The sequence below is a fragment of the Halorubrum ezzemoulense genome (genome assembly GCF_004126515.1).
Lineage (GTDB): Archaea > Halobacteriota > Halobacteria > Halobacteriales > Haloferacaceae > Halorubrum > Halorubrum ezzemoulense.
Genome location: NZ_CP034940.1, coordinates 926,307 through 943,209, shown reverse-complemented (window position 1 = coordinate 943,209; position 16,903 = coordinate 926,307). Strand labels below are relative to the sequence as shown.

17 protein-coding genes are annotated in these 16,903 nt (G+C 69.4%); 1 reads left to right on the top strand and 16 read right to left on the bottom strand.

Annotated features, from left to right (window positions below):
• Positions 1-34: 34 nt before the first annotated feature.
• The 11 genes from EO776_RS04680 to EO776_RS04630 form a co-directional block, all read right to left on the bottom strand.
• On the bottom strand, positions 35-496 hold the full coding sequence (locus tag EO776_RS04680; protein ID WP_049931224.1) for a NuoI/complex I 23 kDa subunit family protein: 462 nt from the start codon (positions 494-496) through the stop codon (positions 35-37).
• Between the two features lies 1 nt (position 497).
• On the bottom strand, positions 498-1,571 hold the full coding sequence (locus EO776_RS04675; protein WP_049931226.1) for a complex I subunit 1/NuoH family protein: 1,074 nt from the start codon (positions 1,569-1,571) through the stop codon (positions 498-500).
• Complete coding sequence (locus tag EO776_RS04670) at positions 1,571-3,235, bottom strand: NADH-quinone oxidoreductase subunit D (protein ID WP_049931227.1); 1,665 nt, start codon at positions 3,233-3,235, stop codon at positions 1,571-1,573. Before EO776_RS04670 ends, EO776_RS04675 begins: the two co-directional genes overlap by 1 nt.
• Positions 3,232-3,930 (bottom strand): NADH-quinone oxidoreductase subunit B, encoded by a 699-nt coding sequence (locus tag EO776_RS04665; protein WP_006113007.1) that lies wholly within the window; start codon positions 3,928-3,930, stop codon positions 3,232-3,234. Before EO776_RS04665 ends, EO776_RS04670 begins: the two co-directional genes overlap by 4 nt.
• The gene (locus EO776_RS04660) at positions 3,930-4,346 is read right to left on the bottom strand and encodes an NADH-quinone oxidoreductase subunit A (protein ID WP_004596397.1); all 417 of its coding nucleotides are present in this window, start codon (positions 4,344-4,346) and stop codon (positions 3,930-3,932) included. The genes EO776_RS04665 and EO776_RS04660 overlap by 1 nt, the downstream gene beginning before the upstream one ends.
• 393 nt (positions 4,347-4,739) lie before the next feature.
• Positions 4,740-5,348 (bottom strand): 5-(carboxyamino)imidazole ribonucleotide mutase, encoded by a 609-nt coding sequence (gene purE, locus EO776_RS04655; RefSeq protein WP_086220038.1) that lies wholly within the window; start codon positions 5,346-5,348, stop codon positions 4,740-4,742.
• A 77-nt stretch (positions 5,349-5,425) separates the two neighbouring features.
• Positions 5,426-5,929, bottom strand: a complete 504-nt coding sequence (locus tag EO776_RS04650) for an NUDIX hydrolase (RefSeq protein ID WP_089307901.1) — start codon at positions 5,927-5,929, stop codon at positions 5,426-5,428.
• A 9-nt stretch (positions 5,930-5,938) separates the two neighbouring features.
• Positions 5,939-7,105, bottom strand: coding sequence for a 5-(carboxyamino)imidazole ribonucleotide synthase (locus tag EO776_RS04645; RefSeq protein WP_099288987.1), 1,167 nt, complete (start codon positions 7,103-7,105; stop codon positions 5,939-5,941).
• Positions 7,106-7,324: 219 nt separating this feature from the next.
• Positions 7,325-8,059, bottom strand: a complete 735-nt coding sequence (locus EO776_RS04640) for a hypothetical protein (RefSeq protein ID WP_049931235.1) — start codon at positions 8,057-8,059, stop codon at positions 7,325-7,327.
• A 96-nt stretch (positions 8,060-8,155) separates the two neighbouring features.
• On the bottom strand, positions 8,156-9,352 hold the full coding sequence (locus EO776_RS04635) for an FtsZ/tubulin family protein (RefSeq protein ID WP_094520758.1): 1,197 nt from the start codon (positions 9,350-9,352) through the stop codon (positions 8,156-8,158).
• A 138-nt stretch (positions 9,353-9,490) separates the two neighbouring features.
• A complete protein-coding gene (locus tag EO776_RS04630; protein WP_094520757.1) occupies positions 9,491-10,594 on the bottom strand; it encodes an AI-2E family transporter in 1,104 nt (367 codons plus the stop codon).
• Between the two features lie 153 nt (positions 10,595-10,747).
• Here EO776_RS04630 and EO776_RS04625 point away from each other — a divergent pair, with 153 nt between their 5' ends.
• Positions 10,748-11,245 (top strand): LabA-like NYN domain-containing protein, encoded by a 498-nt coding sequence (locus tag EO776_RS04625; RefSeq protein WP_049931242.1) that lies wholly within the window; start codon positions 10,748-10,750, stop codon positions 11,243-11,245.
• Between the two features lie 15 nt (positions 11,246-11,260).
• Here EO776_RS04625 and EO776_RS04620 read toward each other — a convergent pair whose 3' ends face one another.
• The 5 genes from EO776_RS04620 to EO776_RS04600 are packed head-to-tail and all read right to left on the bottom strand — an operon-like array spanning position 11,261 to position 16,890.
• On the bottom strand, positions 11,261-12,502 hold the full coding sequence (locus EO776_RS04620; RefSeq protein ID WP_094520756.1) for a M20/M25/M40 family metallo-hydrolase: 1,242 nt from the start codon (positions 12,500-12,502) through the stop codon (positions 11,261-11,263).
• On the bottom strand, positions 12,499-13,413 hold the full coding sequence (gene dapF, locus EO776_RS04615; protein ID WP_049931244.1) for a diaminopimelate epimerase: 915 nt from the start codon (positions 13,411-13,413) through the stop codon (positions 12,499-12,501). Before dapF ends, EO776_RS04620 begins: the two co-directional genes overlap by 4 nt.
• Positions 13,410-14,786: a diaminopimelate decarboxylase gene (gene lysA / locus EO776_RS04610; RefSeq protein WP_094520755.1), complete on the bottom strand. Its 1,377-nt coding sequence runs from the start codon at positions 14,784-14,786 to the stop codon at positions 13,410-13,412. Before lysA ends, dapF begins: the two co-directional genes overlap by 4 nt.
• Entirely contained in the window at positions 14,783-15,622 is an 840-nt protein-coding gene (locus EO776_RS04605; RefSeq protein ID WP_049931247.1) for a 2,3,4,5-tetrahydropyridine-2,6-dicarboxylate N-succinyltransferase, read from the bottom strand. The genes lysA and EO776_RS04605 overlap by 4 nt, the downstream gene beginning before the upstream one ends.
• 41 nt (positions 15,623-15,663) lie before the next feature.
• Positions 15,664-16,890, bottom strand: a complete 1,227-nt coding sequence (locus tag EO776_RS04600) for an IS701 family transposase (protein WP_129452359.1) — start codon at positions 16,888-16,890, stop codon at positions 15,664-15,666.
• Positions 16,891-16,903 lie beyond the last annotated feature (13 nt).

Sequence of the window (16,903 nt, the reverse complement as noted above, 5' to 3'; positions counted from 1 at the left end):
TGAGAACCCCTTTGAAGATTTCGAGACGAGCCCGCTACTGGTAGTCGACCTCGCCGTCACCCTCCCCGATCCACGCGCCGCGATCGGGATTGCGGGACTCCAGCGGGTCGATCCCCTTGTACCACGGGACGTTCTTGAGCTGTTCTTTGTTGAACACGAAGTCGTCTTTCGTGTCGGCGGTGAACTCGAAGTTCTGCGTCAACAGGATCGCGTCGACGGGACAGACCTCCTCGCAGAGCCGGCAGTAGATGCACTGCCCGATGTGGAGGTTGTACTGCTCACCGTTGCGCTGGTCGTCCTGAACGATCTGGATCGTGTCGTTCGGACAGACGTTCTCGCACTGCCGACACCAGATACACCGTTCCTGGCTGAACTTGTGGACCCCGCGGAACCGCGGGCTCACTTCGGGCGCGTCCTCCGGGTATTCCACCGTGAACGTATTCCCGTCCAGCGCGTGCTTCATCGTCGTCGCCATGGATTTCATGAGTCCAATCATGTTACGCGATCACCCCCACGATTACGGCCGTGAGCACCAGGTTCGCGAACGACAGCACCAGCATTCCCTTCCAGCCGATTTCGATCAGCTGGTCGATACGGACGCGGGGCAGCGCCGCGCGGGCCCACTGCGTGAACAGGAAGAAGCCCCAGATCTTCACCACGAACCAGATGAAGCTGATACTCTCCGGACCGGGCCCGGAGGCCCCGCCGAGGAACGTCACGGCGAGGATCGCCCCGCCGAGGAAGATGTGGACGAACTCGCCGAGGTAGAAGAGGACGAAGTACGCCGAGGAGTACTCCGTCTGGTACCCGCCGACGATCTCGGTCGGCGCCTCGGGGATGTCGAACGGATTCCGCCCGATCTCCGCCATGTTCGCCGTGAGGAACAGCACGAACGCGAACGGGTTCACGAGGGCGTACCACGACGGGATCGAGACGCCGGCGATCGTCACGAGCGTCTCCGTCTGCGCGCCGACGACGCCGCTCATCTGGAGCGTGCCGGAGAAGATCACGACCGACATCGCCGTGACGATGAGCGGGATCTCGTACGCGAGGTTCTGCGCGACAGCGCGGAGACCGCCGAGGAGCGAGTACTTGTTGTTCGACGCGTAGCCGGCCATCACCAGCGAGACCGAGGCGATCGACGCGAACGCGAACACCAGCGCGAACCCGACCTCGGGGTCCGCGAGGTGGAGGTTGATCGGACCGAGCTGGCCCATCGGGATCACGGAGAAGCCGAGCAGCGCCGACGACGGCAGGATGATCGGCGCGATGTCCCACGAAGGGCGGTCGACGCCCTCGGGGATGATCAGCTCCTTCGCGAGGAGCTGGATCGCGGCCGCCGGGATGATGAGCAGGCCGAACGGGCCGATCCGGTCGACCGCGATCCGGTCGGTGAACGCCGCCGTGATCTTCCGTTTCGCCCACGGGCCCGCGACGCCCGTGAACGCGAGGATGATGTTTCCGACGACGAAGGCGGCGACCAGCGAGGCCGCGACCTCGCCGATGACGCTGTCGAGCCCGAGCGTGTCGACGATGAACTCGGGGAACAGCTGTGCGGGGGCCGTACCCATCAGCGGTCCACCTCCCCGAGAACGACGTCGAGGCTACCGAGGGCCGCGATGACGTCGGGGATGTACTCCCCGTTCGCCATCTCCGGCAGCGTCTGGAGGTTCGAGAAGCACGGCGACCGGATCTTGAACCGCGCCGGCTTGTCCGTGCCGTCCGCGCGGATGTAGATGCCGAGTTCGCCCTTCGCGCCCTCGACGGCGCGGTAGATCTCCGTGTCGTCGTCCGGGCGCAGCGTGCGCGGCACGTTCGCCTGGATGTTGCGCTCGTCTTCGGGCCAGTCCTCGAGCAGGTCGACGCACTGCTCGATGATCTTCGCGGACTCCTCGACCTCGCGCATCCGGACGAGCAGGCGGCTGAAGTTGTCGCCGCCGTCCTCGGTGACGACGTCCCAATCGAGCTCGTCGTAGTAGCCGTACGGGTCGTCGCGGCGGAGGTCGTAGTCGACCCCCGAGCCGCGGGCGACGGGGCCGGTCGCGCCGTAGTTCTTCGCGACCTCCGGCGGCAGGATGCCCGTGTCGATGGTCCGCATCTGGAACACCTCGTTCGAGGTGATCAGGTTGTGGTACTCCTCGACGGACTCCGGGAGCTGGTCGAGGAAGTCCCGGGTCTTCGAGAAGAACTCCTCGCGCGGTTCCGGCAGGTCCCAGACGACCCCGCCGAGCCGGAAGTAGTTGAACATCAGCCGCTGGCCCGTCAGGTCCTCCAAGAGGTTCTGGACGCGCTCGCGGTCGTTGATGGCGTACATGAACGTCGCCGTGAAGTCGCCGTTGATGTCGAGCGCGAACGTCGCGAGCGCGAGCATGTGCGCGGCGATCCGGCACATCTCCGCGCCCATCGTCCGAATGACCTGCGCGTACTCGGGCACCTCGATGTCCGCGAGGTCCTCGGCCGCGCGGGCGTACGCCCACTCGTTGAGCAGGCCCGCCGAGATGTAGTCCCAGCGGTCGGGGTACGGCATGATCTGGTGGCGGTACGTCCCGGACTGCGCCATCTGCTCCTCGCTGCGGTGGAGGTAGCCGATGTCTGGCTCAACGTCGGCGACCTGCTCGCCGTCGAGCACCGTCTTCAGGTGGAGGACGCCGTGGGTCGCGGGGTGGTGCGGCCCGATGTTGAGGAACATCGTGTCGGACTCGGCGTCCTTGTGGTGGTCCTCCAGCGGGTTCGCGTGCTCCGGCAGCGTGGCGATCTGCGGCCGGTCCTTGTCGTAGTCCATCGACAGGGGGTGGCCCTGCCACGTCTCGGGGAGCAGGATCCGACGGAGGTCGGGGTGGTCGTCGTACTCGATCCCGATCAGGTCGTACGCCTCCCGCTCGTGCCAGTCGGCCGTGCGGAAGACGGGCTCGGCCGACTCGGAGACGGGGTCGTCCTTGTCGGCGGGCACGACGATGCTGACCTCTTGGGTCGGATCGTCGTACTTCTTCAGGTGGTAGATGGACTCGTAGCGGTTCTCGTACTCCTGTGCGGAGACCACGGAGAGGTGGTCGTACCCCGCCTGCTCTTTCAGGGTCCGAAGCGTTTCCTGAACGGTGTCCGGGCGGATGACGAACCCGGGCGCGTTCAGATGGTCGTCGCGGTCGACGACGAGGTCGCCGAGCAGCGCCTCCAGCTCGTCGGGGGTGCGCTCGACGGCGTCGTCGTCGACTCTGTCTGGTCGTTCGAGGCTCATGGCGAATCAGCGAAGTTGTACCGCATGACGAGTTCGTCGTCGTCGATCTGGTCGGCCAGCTTGTCGACGAGCTCGTCGCGTTCGAGGTCCGAGAACTCCTCCAGCTCGTACGGCTTGACGGTGACGGGCGCGGCCTCGCCGTTGGCGACGCGCTCCTGTAGTTTCACGACGCCGTACACGAGCGCCTCGGGGCGGGGCGGGCAGCCGGGGACGTGGATGTCGATCGGGATGACCTCCTCGGCGCCCTTGATCACGTTGTACCCCTCCTGGAACGGGCCGCCGGAGATGGTACACGAGCCCATGCCGACGACGAACTTCGGCTCGGGCATCTGGTCGTAGACGCGCTTCATCCGCGGAGCGAACTTCGAGACGATCGTCCCGGGGACGATCATCACGTCGGCCTGCCGCGGCGAGGCGCGGGGGACGCCCGACCCGAAGCGGTCGAGGTCGTGTTTCACCGCGTAGGTGTGCATCATCTCGATGCTACAGCAGGCGATACCGAACTGTAGCATGAACATCGAGGAGCCCCGACACCAGTTCAGGAACTTGTCGAACTTGGTGAGGATGAACGGCGAGGAGCCGAACGCCTCGCGGAGCCGGGAGTTGAACCGGTCCCCCTGCCCGGTCATCCGGGCGTCCCTCGTCTCGGTTACGACCTGCGATTCGTCGGTGATAAACGGTTGATCGCTGCTCATTAGTTGATGTCCTCCGTCGTTTTTCTGCTGGTCGCGCGGGGGCTGCGGGCCCAGCTGATCGCCCCCGACCGCCACGCCCAGACGAGTCCGACCGCGAGTATTCCGACGAAGGCCAACATCGGCCACAGCAGGTCGGCCATCGGCACGCCGGCCTGGACGGCCGGGCGGTAGATGACAGCCCACGGGAACAGCAACACGGTCTCGATGTCGAACACGACGAACAACAGCGCGACCATGTAGTACTGGATGTTGAACCGGATGCGGGTTCCGCCCGTCGGGGTCTCGCCGGACTCGTAGGTGGTACTTTTACCGGTCTCAGGCACGCTCGGACGGAGCAGCGCCGACACTGTCATCATCGCTATCGGGATGAGCAGGCCGACGACCGCCAAGGCGCCAATCGCTATCCAATCGCTCATATAGGTCTCCGTAACGTGCTGGGGTTTGGACCGCCCCCTCATAAGCGTTGAGTCTTGTGCGTCCCCGCGTGTGCGGGCCGGTACCGGCCGTTCGCGGTCGAAGCGACGCCGAAGCGACCGAGAGTCCTCGATCGGCCCTCGATCGTGAACCCGCGTGCGAGTGGGGAGGGGGACGGCGATTCGGTGGGAGACGAGGCATCCGGTTTTATAAACCGACGCGCGGTCGCGGTGGCGCGTGCCTACGAGCGGGACGGAGGCTCGCGAGGCAGCACGCGCGATGGAGCGGTGAGCGCTCGGAGAGCGCGAACAGCGAGGCTGGGGAGGCGTGAGGCACGGTACGGTCGCGGTCGAGGGAGACGCGAGTGGGCGGCCACGGAGCGGACGGACCCCCCCTCACCGGTCGCGGAACCCGTCGATACCGAGGTCGTGGAGGTCGGCGGAAACGTCCGCGACGCCCGCTTTCTGCCCGTCGTGGAGGTCGAGCAGTCGCTCTTCGACCTCGTCGTGTTCGCGCGCGAGCACCTGCGCCGCCGACAGCGCTGCGTTGTACGACTTCCCGGCGTCGACGGCGACGATCGGGGCCCCGGTCGGCATGCCGATCACGGAGTCGACCGACTTCTCTTGAACCGGCACGCCGATCACGGGGACCGGATACGCGATCGAGGCGGTCATGTTCGGCAGGTCCGCGGACTTCCCGCCCGCGCCCGCGACGATCACGTCCAGCCCGCGGGCCGTCGCCGTCTCCCCGTACGCGTACATCAGCTCCGGCGTCCGGTGCGCGGAGACGACGTAGCTCTCGTAGGTGAACCGCGCGTCCGGCGCGTCGCCGAAGTCGGTCTGCTCCGCGAAGCCGAGGTCCTCGAGCGCCTCGTAGGCGCCCTCCATGACGGGGAGGTCCGAGTCGGAGCCCATGATGATCCCCACGTCGGGGGTGGTCGACGGGTCGGCGTCCGCCGCAGCCTCCGATTCGAGCCGCTCGATCAGGTCGTCTACCGTGGTCATGATCGGGCGTTCGGCGGAGGGCTACAAGGAACTCCCGGATGCGGCGACGCCGGTGTGCTCCGTCTCCCGGACGGCGTTCAGAGGTACGGGCGGAGCAGGGCGCCGTCGTGGAGGGCGGCCGGGACAGCCTCGAACCACCGCGCGGCGCGGATCTCGTCGGGAGAGACACCGAGACCGGCGGCGTCAGGAATACGCCCCGCGGCGCGGGCCGCGTAGACGACGTACTCAGCCTCGAACGCGACCGCACCGCCCTCGGCGCCGACGTACGACTGCTCGAAGACGACGACCGGGTCGTCGATCGCCGCGTCGAGTCCCGTCTCCTCGCGGACCTCCCGCGCCGCCGCGGTCGGGGGCGACTCGTCGGGTTCGACCGCGCCGCCCGGAAGGACCCACCCGTCCGACCACGAGGTCTTCACGAGCGCAATCCGACCGTCGGGGTCGCGGACGCGGGCGGCGGCGGTCAAGCCGGTTCCCGCCTCCGCCCACTCCCGAAGGGCCTCGATCCGCTCTTCCGGGAGCCGGATCGACTGCGACTCGCGAGGGGCGCCTGGCGCGACGCCGCCGGGAGCGTTGTCAGACATCGAGGCGAGCTACGCGTCGCGGAACGTCAGTCCGTCCCGGAGTTCTCGCGCGTGTGAGAGCAGCGCGTCGCGGTCGGCCCCGTCGTCGCTTCCGCCTGTCACGGTCAGATGCCCCATCTTCCGGAGCGGGTACACGTCGTCTTTGCCGTACCAGTGGAGGTCGGCGTCGGGCGCGGAGAGGACGGACTCGACGTTCCGGAGCGTCGCCGGTCCGGTCGCCTCTGCGTCACCGAGGACGTTCGCCGTGACCGCGGGCGCGACGAGGTCGGTCGGGCCGAGCGGCCACCCCAGCACGGCGCGGACGTGGTTCTCGAACTGCGAGGTGCGCGCGCCCTCGATCGTCCAGTGCCCGGAGTTGTGCGGGCGCGGCGCGATCTCGTTGACCAACACCTCCCCCTCGCGGGTCTCGAACAGTTCGATCCCGTAGACGCCCCGGCCGTCGAGGACCGCCAGTACGTCGCGGGCGACCGACTCCGCCTCGGCGACGACCGCGTCGTCGGCGCGGGCGGGACTGACGCTCTCGCGGAGGATCTCCTCGCGGTGGACCGTCTCCGTGACCGGGTACGTCCGCGTCTCGCCGTCGGCGCCTTTCAGGCCCATCACGGCGATCTCACGCTCGAAGTCGAGGAACTCCTCGGCCATCGCCGCGCCGCCGATCTGGTCGAGCGCGGCGGCCGCCTCGTCGGGCGTCTCGACCGGGACGTTCCCGCGGCCGTCGTAGCCGCCCTCGCGGGCCTTCAGCATGACGCCGCCGAACTCCTCGACGACGCGTTCGAGCCCCCCGGCGGTGGCGACCGCGACGAACTCGGGGACCGGGATCCCCGCGTCGGCGAGCGCCTCCTTCTGGACCAGCTTATCCTGAATCGTCTCCAGCGTGGCCGGGTCGGGGTGGACCGGCACGTCGTGGTCCTCGCTCGCGGCCGCGAGGACCGCCGGGTCCGCGAGCTCGATCTCGAAGGTCAGGGCGTCGACGCGGGCCGCCAGTTCGCCGATCGCGTCCGCGTCGTCGAAGTCCGCGACGATCTGGTCGGCCGCGACGGGCGCCGCCGGACAGTCGGGCGTCGGGTCCAACACGACGAGGTCGACGCCGAGCGGCGCGGCGGCCTCGGCCAGCATTCGGCCGAGCTGGCCGCCGCCGACAACGCCGAGCGTCGGCCCCGGAAGAGTGATCGACATGTGCGGGTCGGTACCCAACAGAGATGAATAAGTATTGCCAATCGACCCGTCGAATACACACAGATACGGATCAAAGCCGAGAGAGCTGCCTCGGTGCGTCGGAAGGACGGACGGGACGAACAGACAGGCTGAGCGGGGGCCGAAGGGGACGGACCGACGAGCCGAACGAGGGGCGGACGGGACGAACCGACAGGCCGAGCGAGGGGCTGGGAGGGCGAGTCAGACGGAGATCCGTTCGAGGTCGCTCTCGAGTTCGTCGACGAACTCGTTGTACGTCTCGACGAAGCCGCGGAACCGGTCGGCGTACTCCCGGACGTCGGCCGCGGAGGGGGCGCCGTACTGCGAGAGGAGGTAGAGCCCGCCGGACCCCCCGATCCGGAGGTACGAGACGGCCCCCTCGTCGTGTTTTAGCTCCCAGCGGTCGCCCTTGACGCGCGCGGTGAACGTCCCGTAATCGTCTCCCTCGTACCGGTGTATCTCCCCGGCGATCACCGCGCAGGTGTCGCGGATCTCGTCGAGGACGCGGTCGCGCTCGGCCACCACGCCCTCGGTGGTCGCCGGCTCTGGGAACTCCGCGCTCACGCCGTCGAGGACGCCCGAGAGCGAGTCGACGTGCTCGTTCCACGCGGCAACGAACGCCGCGTAGTCGTCGAGCGCGGTCGAAAGCGCCGCCGGCTCCGGCGGCTGCTTCGTCGAGATCACGTACGTGTCCGAGCCCGACTTCGGCGAGAACAGGAGGAACTCCAGCTCGCCAGCCTCGTGTTTTACCGTCCACTCGCCGCCGGGCGTCGAGAGCGTTTCGCGCCCGTAGTCGCCGCCCTGAAGCCGCGCGAGCTGGTAGGCGATCCGCCCCGCGTGGTCGCGCACGGCGGCGACTATCTCGTCGCGGCGCTCCGCGACGGCCGCGGCGTCGCGCACGTCGAGGTCGATTCCGAGGTCTGCCTGCGTCGTCACGGGTTCACTGGGCGCGCCACTCGGTTAACCGGTTCGGGTCGGGGTCCGGTCCGCGGTCGTCTATCTACGCTTCCCCGCCGATCAGCGGCGGCGCAGTCACTCGATCGTCTCGCGTATCGCTCGAATCCGCTCCGGCTCGTCGAGCCCCGAACGGATCACGACCGCCGAGACGGCGTCGCCGTCGGCGACCGGTGCGTCGCCGCTCAGTATCGCGTCCGAGCCGGTCTCGTCGGCGAGCCAGCGCCGCCCGTCGGCGATCGCCTCTCGGTTGAGCCACGCGGGCGGGCCGCCGACCACGAGGAGGGTCCGGTCGGCGCGCCCGCCGGCGACCTCGATCGTGTTCTTCCCGCGGGTCGCCTTCCGGATGACCGTCTCGATCGCCGACACCGCGGCGCTCGTGTCCACCTCGGCGGGCTCATCGGAGCCGAACAGCCCGAGCCCGAATCGGGACCCCGAGTCGGGCGGGTCCACCGCCTGCGTCGCGTGGCCGATCGCCGCGATCTCGCCGTCGCTCCCCACGGCGCGCGCGATATCGCTCGCGTCGAGCACCTGCTGTGGCGTCTCCGTTCCGTCCGGCGTCTCGCCGGCGCCGAACAGCGCCGCGATCCGTTCGGCGGCGACCTCGTTCAGTCGCCCGCGGGCGTCCCCGAGCGTCTCTCTAGATCGGATCCACGCCGCGTTGTCGAAGGGGAAGACCGCCGCGCAGCGGTCCGAGAGCGCGTCGAGCGTCCGCGCGGCGTTCCGCTCGGCCAGCGGCCGATGGAGCGTCGGCGGCGCCGGATCGCCGCCCGGTCCCGCAGCATTGGCCCCGTCGGTAGGCGCGCCCGCGGGGCCGTCAGACGCGCTCGCGGGACCGCCGTCGTCCGGTTCCTCCGTCTCGCCCGGCGTCGGGAGGAATCCGAAGGCGTAGACGGGGGCGTCGTAGAGCCGGGAGAGCTCCTCGGCGAGCGCAGGGGCCGCGCCCGCGCCGGCCGCGCCGCCGAGGCCGACGACGAGCAGGAACGCCTCCGCGAGGGAGGGCCGCTGGTCGTCCAGCGCCCTGCCGAGTTCGCTCGCGTGGGCGTCGCCGAGCCGGCGGCCCGCGTGGAGGTCGCCGCCGAGCCCGTCCCCGCCCGCGGCGTCGCCGAACCGGTACCGACGCTCCTCGCCGAGGGCGTCCAGCGCCCCGAGCGCGTCGATGTCCGTGTCGAAGGCGTGAACGCCCGCGAGGAACGGATCGCCGCCGCGGTCGGCGGCGAGTCGGTCGGCGATCCGCCCCCCGGCCCCGCCGAGGCCGATGACGTGTAGTCGCATACGTACCCCGGTCGTCGACCGGGGATAAATGACTTCGGCTCGCCGCGGCCGACGGGTTAGACGGCCGAGTGGTCCGACGACCGCGCGCTCGACACACCGGGGCCCGCGAGGACTCAGAATTCGGGGCCCCGCGACGACTCAGAATTCGTCAAGCCGACGCTGGCCGGCGGGGACCTCGGACCGCGGGTCCGGCTCCACGCCGAGCAGGCGCAACAGCGCGGTGTCCGCGAACGTCAGCGCCAACACGAGGATGATCGGCGCGAGGAACAGGCCGTGGAAGCCGAACACGACCGGGCCGAAGATGTACGCGAGCATGAGCAGCCCGACGTGCGTCGTCTCGCCGCTGAAGTACGGTCGGAGGACGATGTCCGGGACGGTGTCGACGACCACGACCGCGACGGCGAGGAACCCGGCGACGTAGACGAGCAGCGAGACCTCGCCGTCGAGCGCGACGGGGACAGACATCGCCGCCGCGAGCGGGATGTAGACGATCTTCATGCCGATCACGGGGATCAGACTGGCGACGCCGGTGAGCGCGCCCGCGAGCGTCGGGTACGGGATCTCGACCGCGGCGGGGGCGACCGCGTTGTACCCGAGGTAGGTGACGACCGCGATGACCCCGATGGCGATCACGTTGAGGAGGTTCCCGTACAGCACCGCCTCCAGTTCTGCGTCGGCGGTCTCGAGGTACTCGCGGACGATCGCGTCGTCGTCGAAGCTGAGCAGCCAGTCGTGGAACTTGTCGCCGTCGATGAGCAGGTAGTAGGTGACGACCACGGTGATGAGCAGGTTCAGGGCGAGCCCGGAGACCGTGCTCGCTAGGAGCGACGCCTGCTCGGAGACGAGGTCGATGAGCGGGTCGAACTGCCCGGAGCGGTACGCGGTGAGCAGTTCGTCGGCCGTCGGGTTCGACAGCTCCGCGAGGTCCCCGATCACCGAGTTCTCCGCGCCGATGGTGTCCGCCACGGGGTACTGTTCGATGAACCGCCGCGCCTCCAGGATTAGCAACACCAGCGTGTAGCTCACCAGGCCGATGAGCGGGACGCCGATGAGCGACAGCGACACGACCGCGCGCACCCGAGACGGGAGCCGGAAGCGTTCGAGCCGGTGGTAGAAGCGCCGCGTCGAGTAGTAGAGGAAGACGGCGACGGTGAGCGGGGCGACGAACCGATAAGCCACGTAACCGGCGACGATCGCGACCGCGAGGCCGAAGAGGGCGACGACGAACCGCTTCTCGTCCATGGGCCACGGTCTTCAGGCCTCGGTATAAACTATGGTGGTCGTAACGGTCCCGTCCGCCGGGACCGCACGGGGAGTCGTGCGCGACGGGACCGACCGCGGGTGGCGGTCGCGCCGATCCCAAAACCCCTAACGGCGGGGGGTGAATGGAGACCCATGACCGACATTCACCCGGACCAGCGCGTCGCGGTGCTGGCGGACTCACAGAACCTGTATCACTCGGCACAGAGCTTCTACTCGCGGAACATCGACTACTCCGGCCTCCTCGACGGGGCCGTCGCGGACCGGTCGCTGGTCCGCGCTATCGCGTACGTGATCCGCGCCGACTCCCCCGAGGAGGAGAGCTTCTTCGAGGCGCTCCGCGACATCGGCTTCGAGACGAAGATCAAGGAGATCAAGACGTTCGCGGACGGCTCGAAGAAGGCCGACTGGGACCTCGGGATGAGCCTCGACGCCGTCTCGCTCGCGAGCCACGTCGACACCGTCGTCCTCTGTACCGGCGACGGCGACTTCGCCCGGCTCTGCTCGCACCTCCGTCACGAGGGGGTCCGGGTGGAGGCGATGGGGTTCGGCAACTCCGCCGCCGACGAGCTGATCGAGGCCGCCGACGACTTCGTCGACCTCGCGGAGGACGAGGAGAAGTTCCTGTTGTAGGAGCCACCCGAAGGGCTACCCGAGCAGCGTCGACAGCGCGCGCTCGACCGTCGCCGCCGCCGCCTCCACCTCGCGCACTCGGACGTACTCCCGCTCGGCGTGCGCGACGGCCCCGCTTTCGTCCGCGAGATCCCCCGGACCGAACACGACCGTCGGCGCCGGCGCGAAGTACGACGCCTCCGTCGCCGCGCCGAACGGGCGCACGCCCCCGCCGCGCCCGCTCGGGAGACCGACGGCGTCGCCCGCGTCCCGCGCCGCGGCCGCGACGGTTCGGACGAGTTCGTGGTCTGGTTCCGTCGCGAACGCCTCCAAGAACGGCGACTCGCGGTCGGTGAGCGCGACCGCGGTGTCGACGTCGCCGGAGTCCTCCCCAGCGCCGTCGCCGAGCGACGCCCGCACCGCGGCCGCGAGCGACTCACGGAACTCCTCGGCGGACTCCGGCGGGACGCTGCGCCGATCGACCGTGATCTCGCAGTCCGCCGGCACCTGGTTCGTCGCCGCACCCCCCTCGATGACGGTCGGGGTGAGCTTCGGCGACCCGAGCTGCGGATGGTCGGCTGCGTCCGCGTCGAACGCCCGGATCGCCGCGAGCGCGTCCTCCGCGGCGGCGACCGCGTTCGCGCCCGCGAACTCCGCGGCGTGGGCAGCCGTTCCGGACAGCCCGACGGTCGCCTGAAACCGGCCCTTGGCCGCGGTACAGGCGTCGAGCCCGGTCGGCTCGCCGACGAGGAACAGGTCGCCGTCGAGTCGGTCGTCGGTCCCCGGGAGTCGGCCCGTCAGCGCCGCCGCGCCGAGCGACAGCGCCTCCTCGTCGGGCGTGAGCGCCAGCGTGATCCGGCCGCGCTCGGGGTCGGCGGCGAGGAAGCCCGCCAACAGCGCCGCAAGCGGTCCCTTCGCGTCGCAGGCGCCGCGCCCGCGGATCACCGCTTCGCCGGCCGCGGCGTCCGCCTCGGGGCCGCCACGTTCGTCCGCGCTCGCCTCGCCCCGCTCGAACGGGACGTGCGGCGTCACCGTGTCGAGGTGCGTGTTCAACACGAGGTGCGGGCCCGAATCGAGCGCCGGGGATCGCTTCTCCGCGAGGACGCAGCCGTCGGCGTCGACGACGGGGTCGGTCGCGCGAGCCGCGAGCGTCTCGACGACGAGCTCGCGCATCGCTTCGACCGACTCGTGGGAGGCGATCGGGACCGCGTCTTCGAGGAACGAGACCGGGTCGAACTCGTCGTCGCGGCCCGGGGTGGCGTCGCTCCGGTCGCTCATCGCGGGTCGGCGGGGAGCGTCCCCGAGAACTCGTGGGCGACCGGACCGGTCAGGGTGGCGTGGCCGCGGTCCGGAACCGCGATCTCCAGCTCGCCGCCCGGGGGGCGGCTCACCGCGGTCTCGCCCTCGATCAGTCCGAGCCGGCGGGCGGCCGCGACGACCGCGACCGCGCCGGTGCCGCAGGACCGCGTCTCCCCCTCGACGCCGCGCTCGAATGTGCGCTGGTCGAGCACCGCGGGGCCGTCGCCCGACCCGTCGTCGACGACGGCCGCGAGGTTCACGTTCGCGCCCTTGGGGAAGGCGTCGGCGTGACGGACCGGCGGCGCGACCGCGTCGAGGTCGACCGCGTCGATGCCGTCGGGGTCGTCGCGCCCGCCGTCGACGAACGCGACCGCGTGTGGCACGCCGGTGTTGACGGCGGTGACGGGCAGCCCCGCGACCGGCTCGTCGACGAGGGGCTCGTCCGCGAGGGCGCCCCCGCGGGCGGCCGGAACGCGACGCGGGTCGAACGTCGGCTCGCCCATCTCGATGGTGGCCGCGGTCGCGTCCGCGTTCACGGTCGCCCGCCGGGTCCCGGCCTGCGTGTCGATCATGAACTCGCGGTCACCCGTTCGGTCGTTGGCCCACCGCGCGACGACGCGGGCGCCGTTGCCGCACATCGTCGCCGTGGAGCCGTCCGGCTGGACCAGCGTCATCACGACGCGGGTCGGGTCGAACCGCTCAGCGACGCTAAGGAAGAGGACGCCGTCGGCGCCGCGGCGGTCCCCGTCTCCCTCGACGCCCGTCCCGCGGTCGCAGTGCGCGCGCGCGAACGCCGCGCGGTCGCCGACGCCCTCGGCGTCCGCGTCGACGACGATGAAGTCGTTGCCGGTGCCGTGGTACTTCTCCACCGGGACGGCGTGGGCGCTCATCGGTCGCCCTCCGATCGGCCGGCTCGGTCGCGCGGGATCTCGCGTTCGACCGTCGTCAGGTCGCCGAGCGTCTCCCTGCGGCGGGCGATCGTCGCGGTTCCGTCGTCGAGCGCGACCTCCGCGGGCCGCGGTCGTGAGTTGTATTGGCTCGCCATCTCGTACCCGTAGGCGCCCGCGACGCCGACCGCAAGGAGGTCTCCGCGGACCGGCTCGGCGAGCGCTCGGTTCTCACAGAACGCATCGCCGGTCTCACAGATAGGTCCGGCGACCGTGACAGGGGTTGCCTCCCGCTCTCCGACGGGGGGCGCGTCGCCTCCCTCGCGCCCCCGCCCGCTCCCCAAGTTGCGGATCGGGTGGTACGCGTCGTACATCGCCGGACGGAGCAGGTCCGTCATCCCCGCGTCGACGCCGACGACCGTCTCGTCCGGCGTCGGCTTCACCGTGTTCACGCGCGCCAGGAGGACGCCGGCGTCGGCGACGACGTACCGCCCGGGTTCTATCGCGAGGTCGACGCCCTCGGGGAGCGGCGCGACCGCCTCCCGGGTGGCGTCGGCGACGGCCCGCAGGTCGAGCGCCGGGGCGTCCTCCTCGTAGGGGACGCCGAACCCGCCGCCGACGTCGACGTACTCGAGGTCGAGGGGAGCGGCCCCCTCGGCGTCCGGGTCGGTCAGCTCGCGCGCCAGGTCGCCCATGCGCGCGACCAGTTCGCGGTGGCTGTCGAGCTGGTCCGGGTCGATCCCGGAGCCCGCGTGGGCGTGGACCCCGACCGCGTCGAAGCGCTCGGCCGCGTCCCGCGTCACCTCTGCGGCGCGGTCGTACGGGACCCCGAACTTCGCGGCCCCGCCGGTGGTGACCTTCTCGTGGTGGCCCGCGCCGACGCCGGGGTTCACGCGGACGCAGACCCGGCCGTCGTACCCGCGCTCCGCGAGTCGGTCGAGGGTGTCGACCGCGCCGACCGTGACGGTGAGGTCCGGGTCGGCCTCCGCGACGCCGGCGACGTAGTCGAGGTCGCGAGCGGGGGGGTTGACCGCGGTGTAGTGGAGCCGGGAGCCGTCGAAGCCCGCCGCGAGCGCGCGGTCGACCTCGCCCGCCGAGGCGCACTCGGCGTCGAGGCCGGCGTCGCGAACGGTCTCCAAGACGGCCTGGCCCGTGTGCGCCTTGACGGCGTACCGCACGTCCGCGTCGGGGAACGCCGCGAGCAGGCGCTCGCAGTTCTCGCGGACCCGGTCGAGGTCCTGGACGTACAGGGGCGTCCCGTGGGCGTCGGCGAGCCCGCGGAGGCGCCCGGCGTCCCAGTCGCTCACGCGGCGGACCGGGGGGTTGTCGCCGTCCGCCTCGTCGGTCGCTCCCGCGGCCGCCTCGGCGTCGCTCATTCGCGGAGCGCGTCCTCCCGCTGCGTTGCCTCCAGCGTCTCCTCCTCGACGTGCGTCGCCACGACCGCGGGCTTGTACGCCCCGCCCTCGAACAGGTCGTGGTCGCCGACGGACGACTCCACCATCCGGGTGAAGGCCCGTCGCTCGGCCGGGAGGTGCCCGTAGATGACCTCCTCCTCGACGAGGTCGTAGACGGGGATTCGGGGGGTCAGCAGGGTGTTCTCGCCGACGACCGTGTTCTCGCCGACGCGGAACCCCGAGGTGACCCGACAGCCCGCACCGAGGGAGACACCGTCCTCGATGATTACGGGCGCGTCCTCGACGGGCTCGAGGACGCCACCGATCAGGGTGTTGGCGCCGAGCTTGACGTTCTCGCCGAGCTGCGCGCAGGAGCCGACGGTGTCACAGGAGTCGACGAGCGTGCCGTCGCCGACGTACGCCCCCATGTTGACGAACGAGGGGCTCATCATGATACAGTCGCTGCCGAGGTACGCCCCGCGGCGGATCGCGGTCCCGTCCGGCGTGTTCCGCGTGCCCCGCTCGGCGAGGTCGGCGGTGTCGCGCAGCGGGAGCACGTCGTGGTAGGTGACGCCGCCGTACTCGCGGGGCTCCGTCTCGCGCAGGCCGAAGTTGAGCAGGATCCCCCGCTTGACCCACTCGTTGGCCTCCCACGAGGTCACGTCGTCGCCGCTCTTCTCTGCGGCGCGGACCTCGCCGGCCTCCAGGGCGGCGAGGAACTCGTCGACGACGGCCGCGTCCTCGTCGGTCGCGTCCGCAGCGGTCAGCCCGTCCTGATAGCGGTCCCACAGATCGGAAACGTCGGCTTCGAGGCTCATTGGATGGTGTATGGATGAGTAGCGGTATTTACTCGTCGAACTCAGCTTTGAACGTTAGCGTCGGCTGTTGAGTGAACGAAGAGGTGATCAATCTCTTCCATTAGGTCGTCGACGCTACGCTCATCGTTGTCTCGAACCCACGAGAGAAGGTTGTAAACGGCTTCTTTCAGCGAGTGTTCGAGGTTCGCTCGAAGCGATGACGCTTTCGAGCGAACCGTCCCCAAGGCGCTCGATTCGGGATCAAGACGGACGAGACTGTAGGCAGCCATCAGAAGGTGCCAGTGCCGACTGGCACCTTCGTCGGTCTGCATCTCGCAGTCTCCCAAGCCGAGATCCTGCTTCGAGTCCTCGAAGAACGTTTCGATGCGCCACCGCATCCCGTAGGAGCGAATAATGTGCTCGGTCGGTGCGTCGATTTTGTTCGTGACGAGGTACTTGACCGGGTTCTCTTCGTCTTCTTCGTCAGTTTCTTTCTCAGCGAGCACCAGCTTCACGTCTCCCAGTTGGGAGACGGGAAGCTTCTTTGTCCAGATGTGGTAGGTCTCGTCTTCGACGTCGCGTTCAACCGTGTCGATGCGCTCTGCAAGCGCATCGACGCGGATCTCTTCGCCGCCGTAGGTCACCTGTCGGTTGCTCCGGAGCGGGCCGATCCAGTCTTTGTCGGAGGATTCGATGAGTTCAGGAAGGCCAGAATCGTGGGCGAACCACGAGTCGAAGAGGTAGGTGTCCGCCGGGACACCTACCTCGTCTTCGAGTTCGGTGACGATCTCGCGGGCGAGATCGTACTTGGTGTCGTGGTCTTGGTCATTGTCGTCCTGTTTTTCGTAGAGGCGGAAGGTGAGTGGGTAGGCGGTTTTGTCGTCAGCGTAGAAGGCGTAGATGAGGTCTTGGCCCCAGACAGTGTCATCTTCAGCGTGATCGTAGAAGTGGCCGACGCCGGGGACTTCGTCCCCGGCTTTGTGGGTGATCGTGTCGTCGAGGATGATGTAGCCATCCTTCGACCAGCGTGTTTCACCGTGTTTTTGGAGTTCTTCGAGGCGTTCGTGGTTGAACTGTTGTTCGTCCCAGTCGTACTCGGTGAGGAATTTGTTGAGAGCGCGTTTGTCTCCAGCTGGAAGGACTTCGCGTGAGATGCCTGCCACGGTCTTGTTGCTGGCCGCAACAAGACCGGTGGCGTAGGTTTTCGCGTGATGACGTTGAGCTGATGACAGCGATTCGAACTCGTCAAACACACGCGTACACGACAAGAAGTCCGTAATCGGCATCATCCGTCTTCACTAC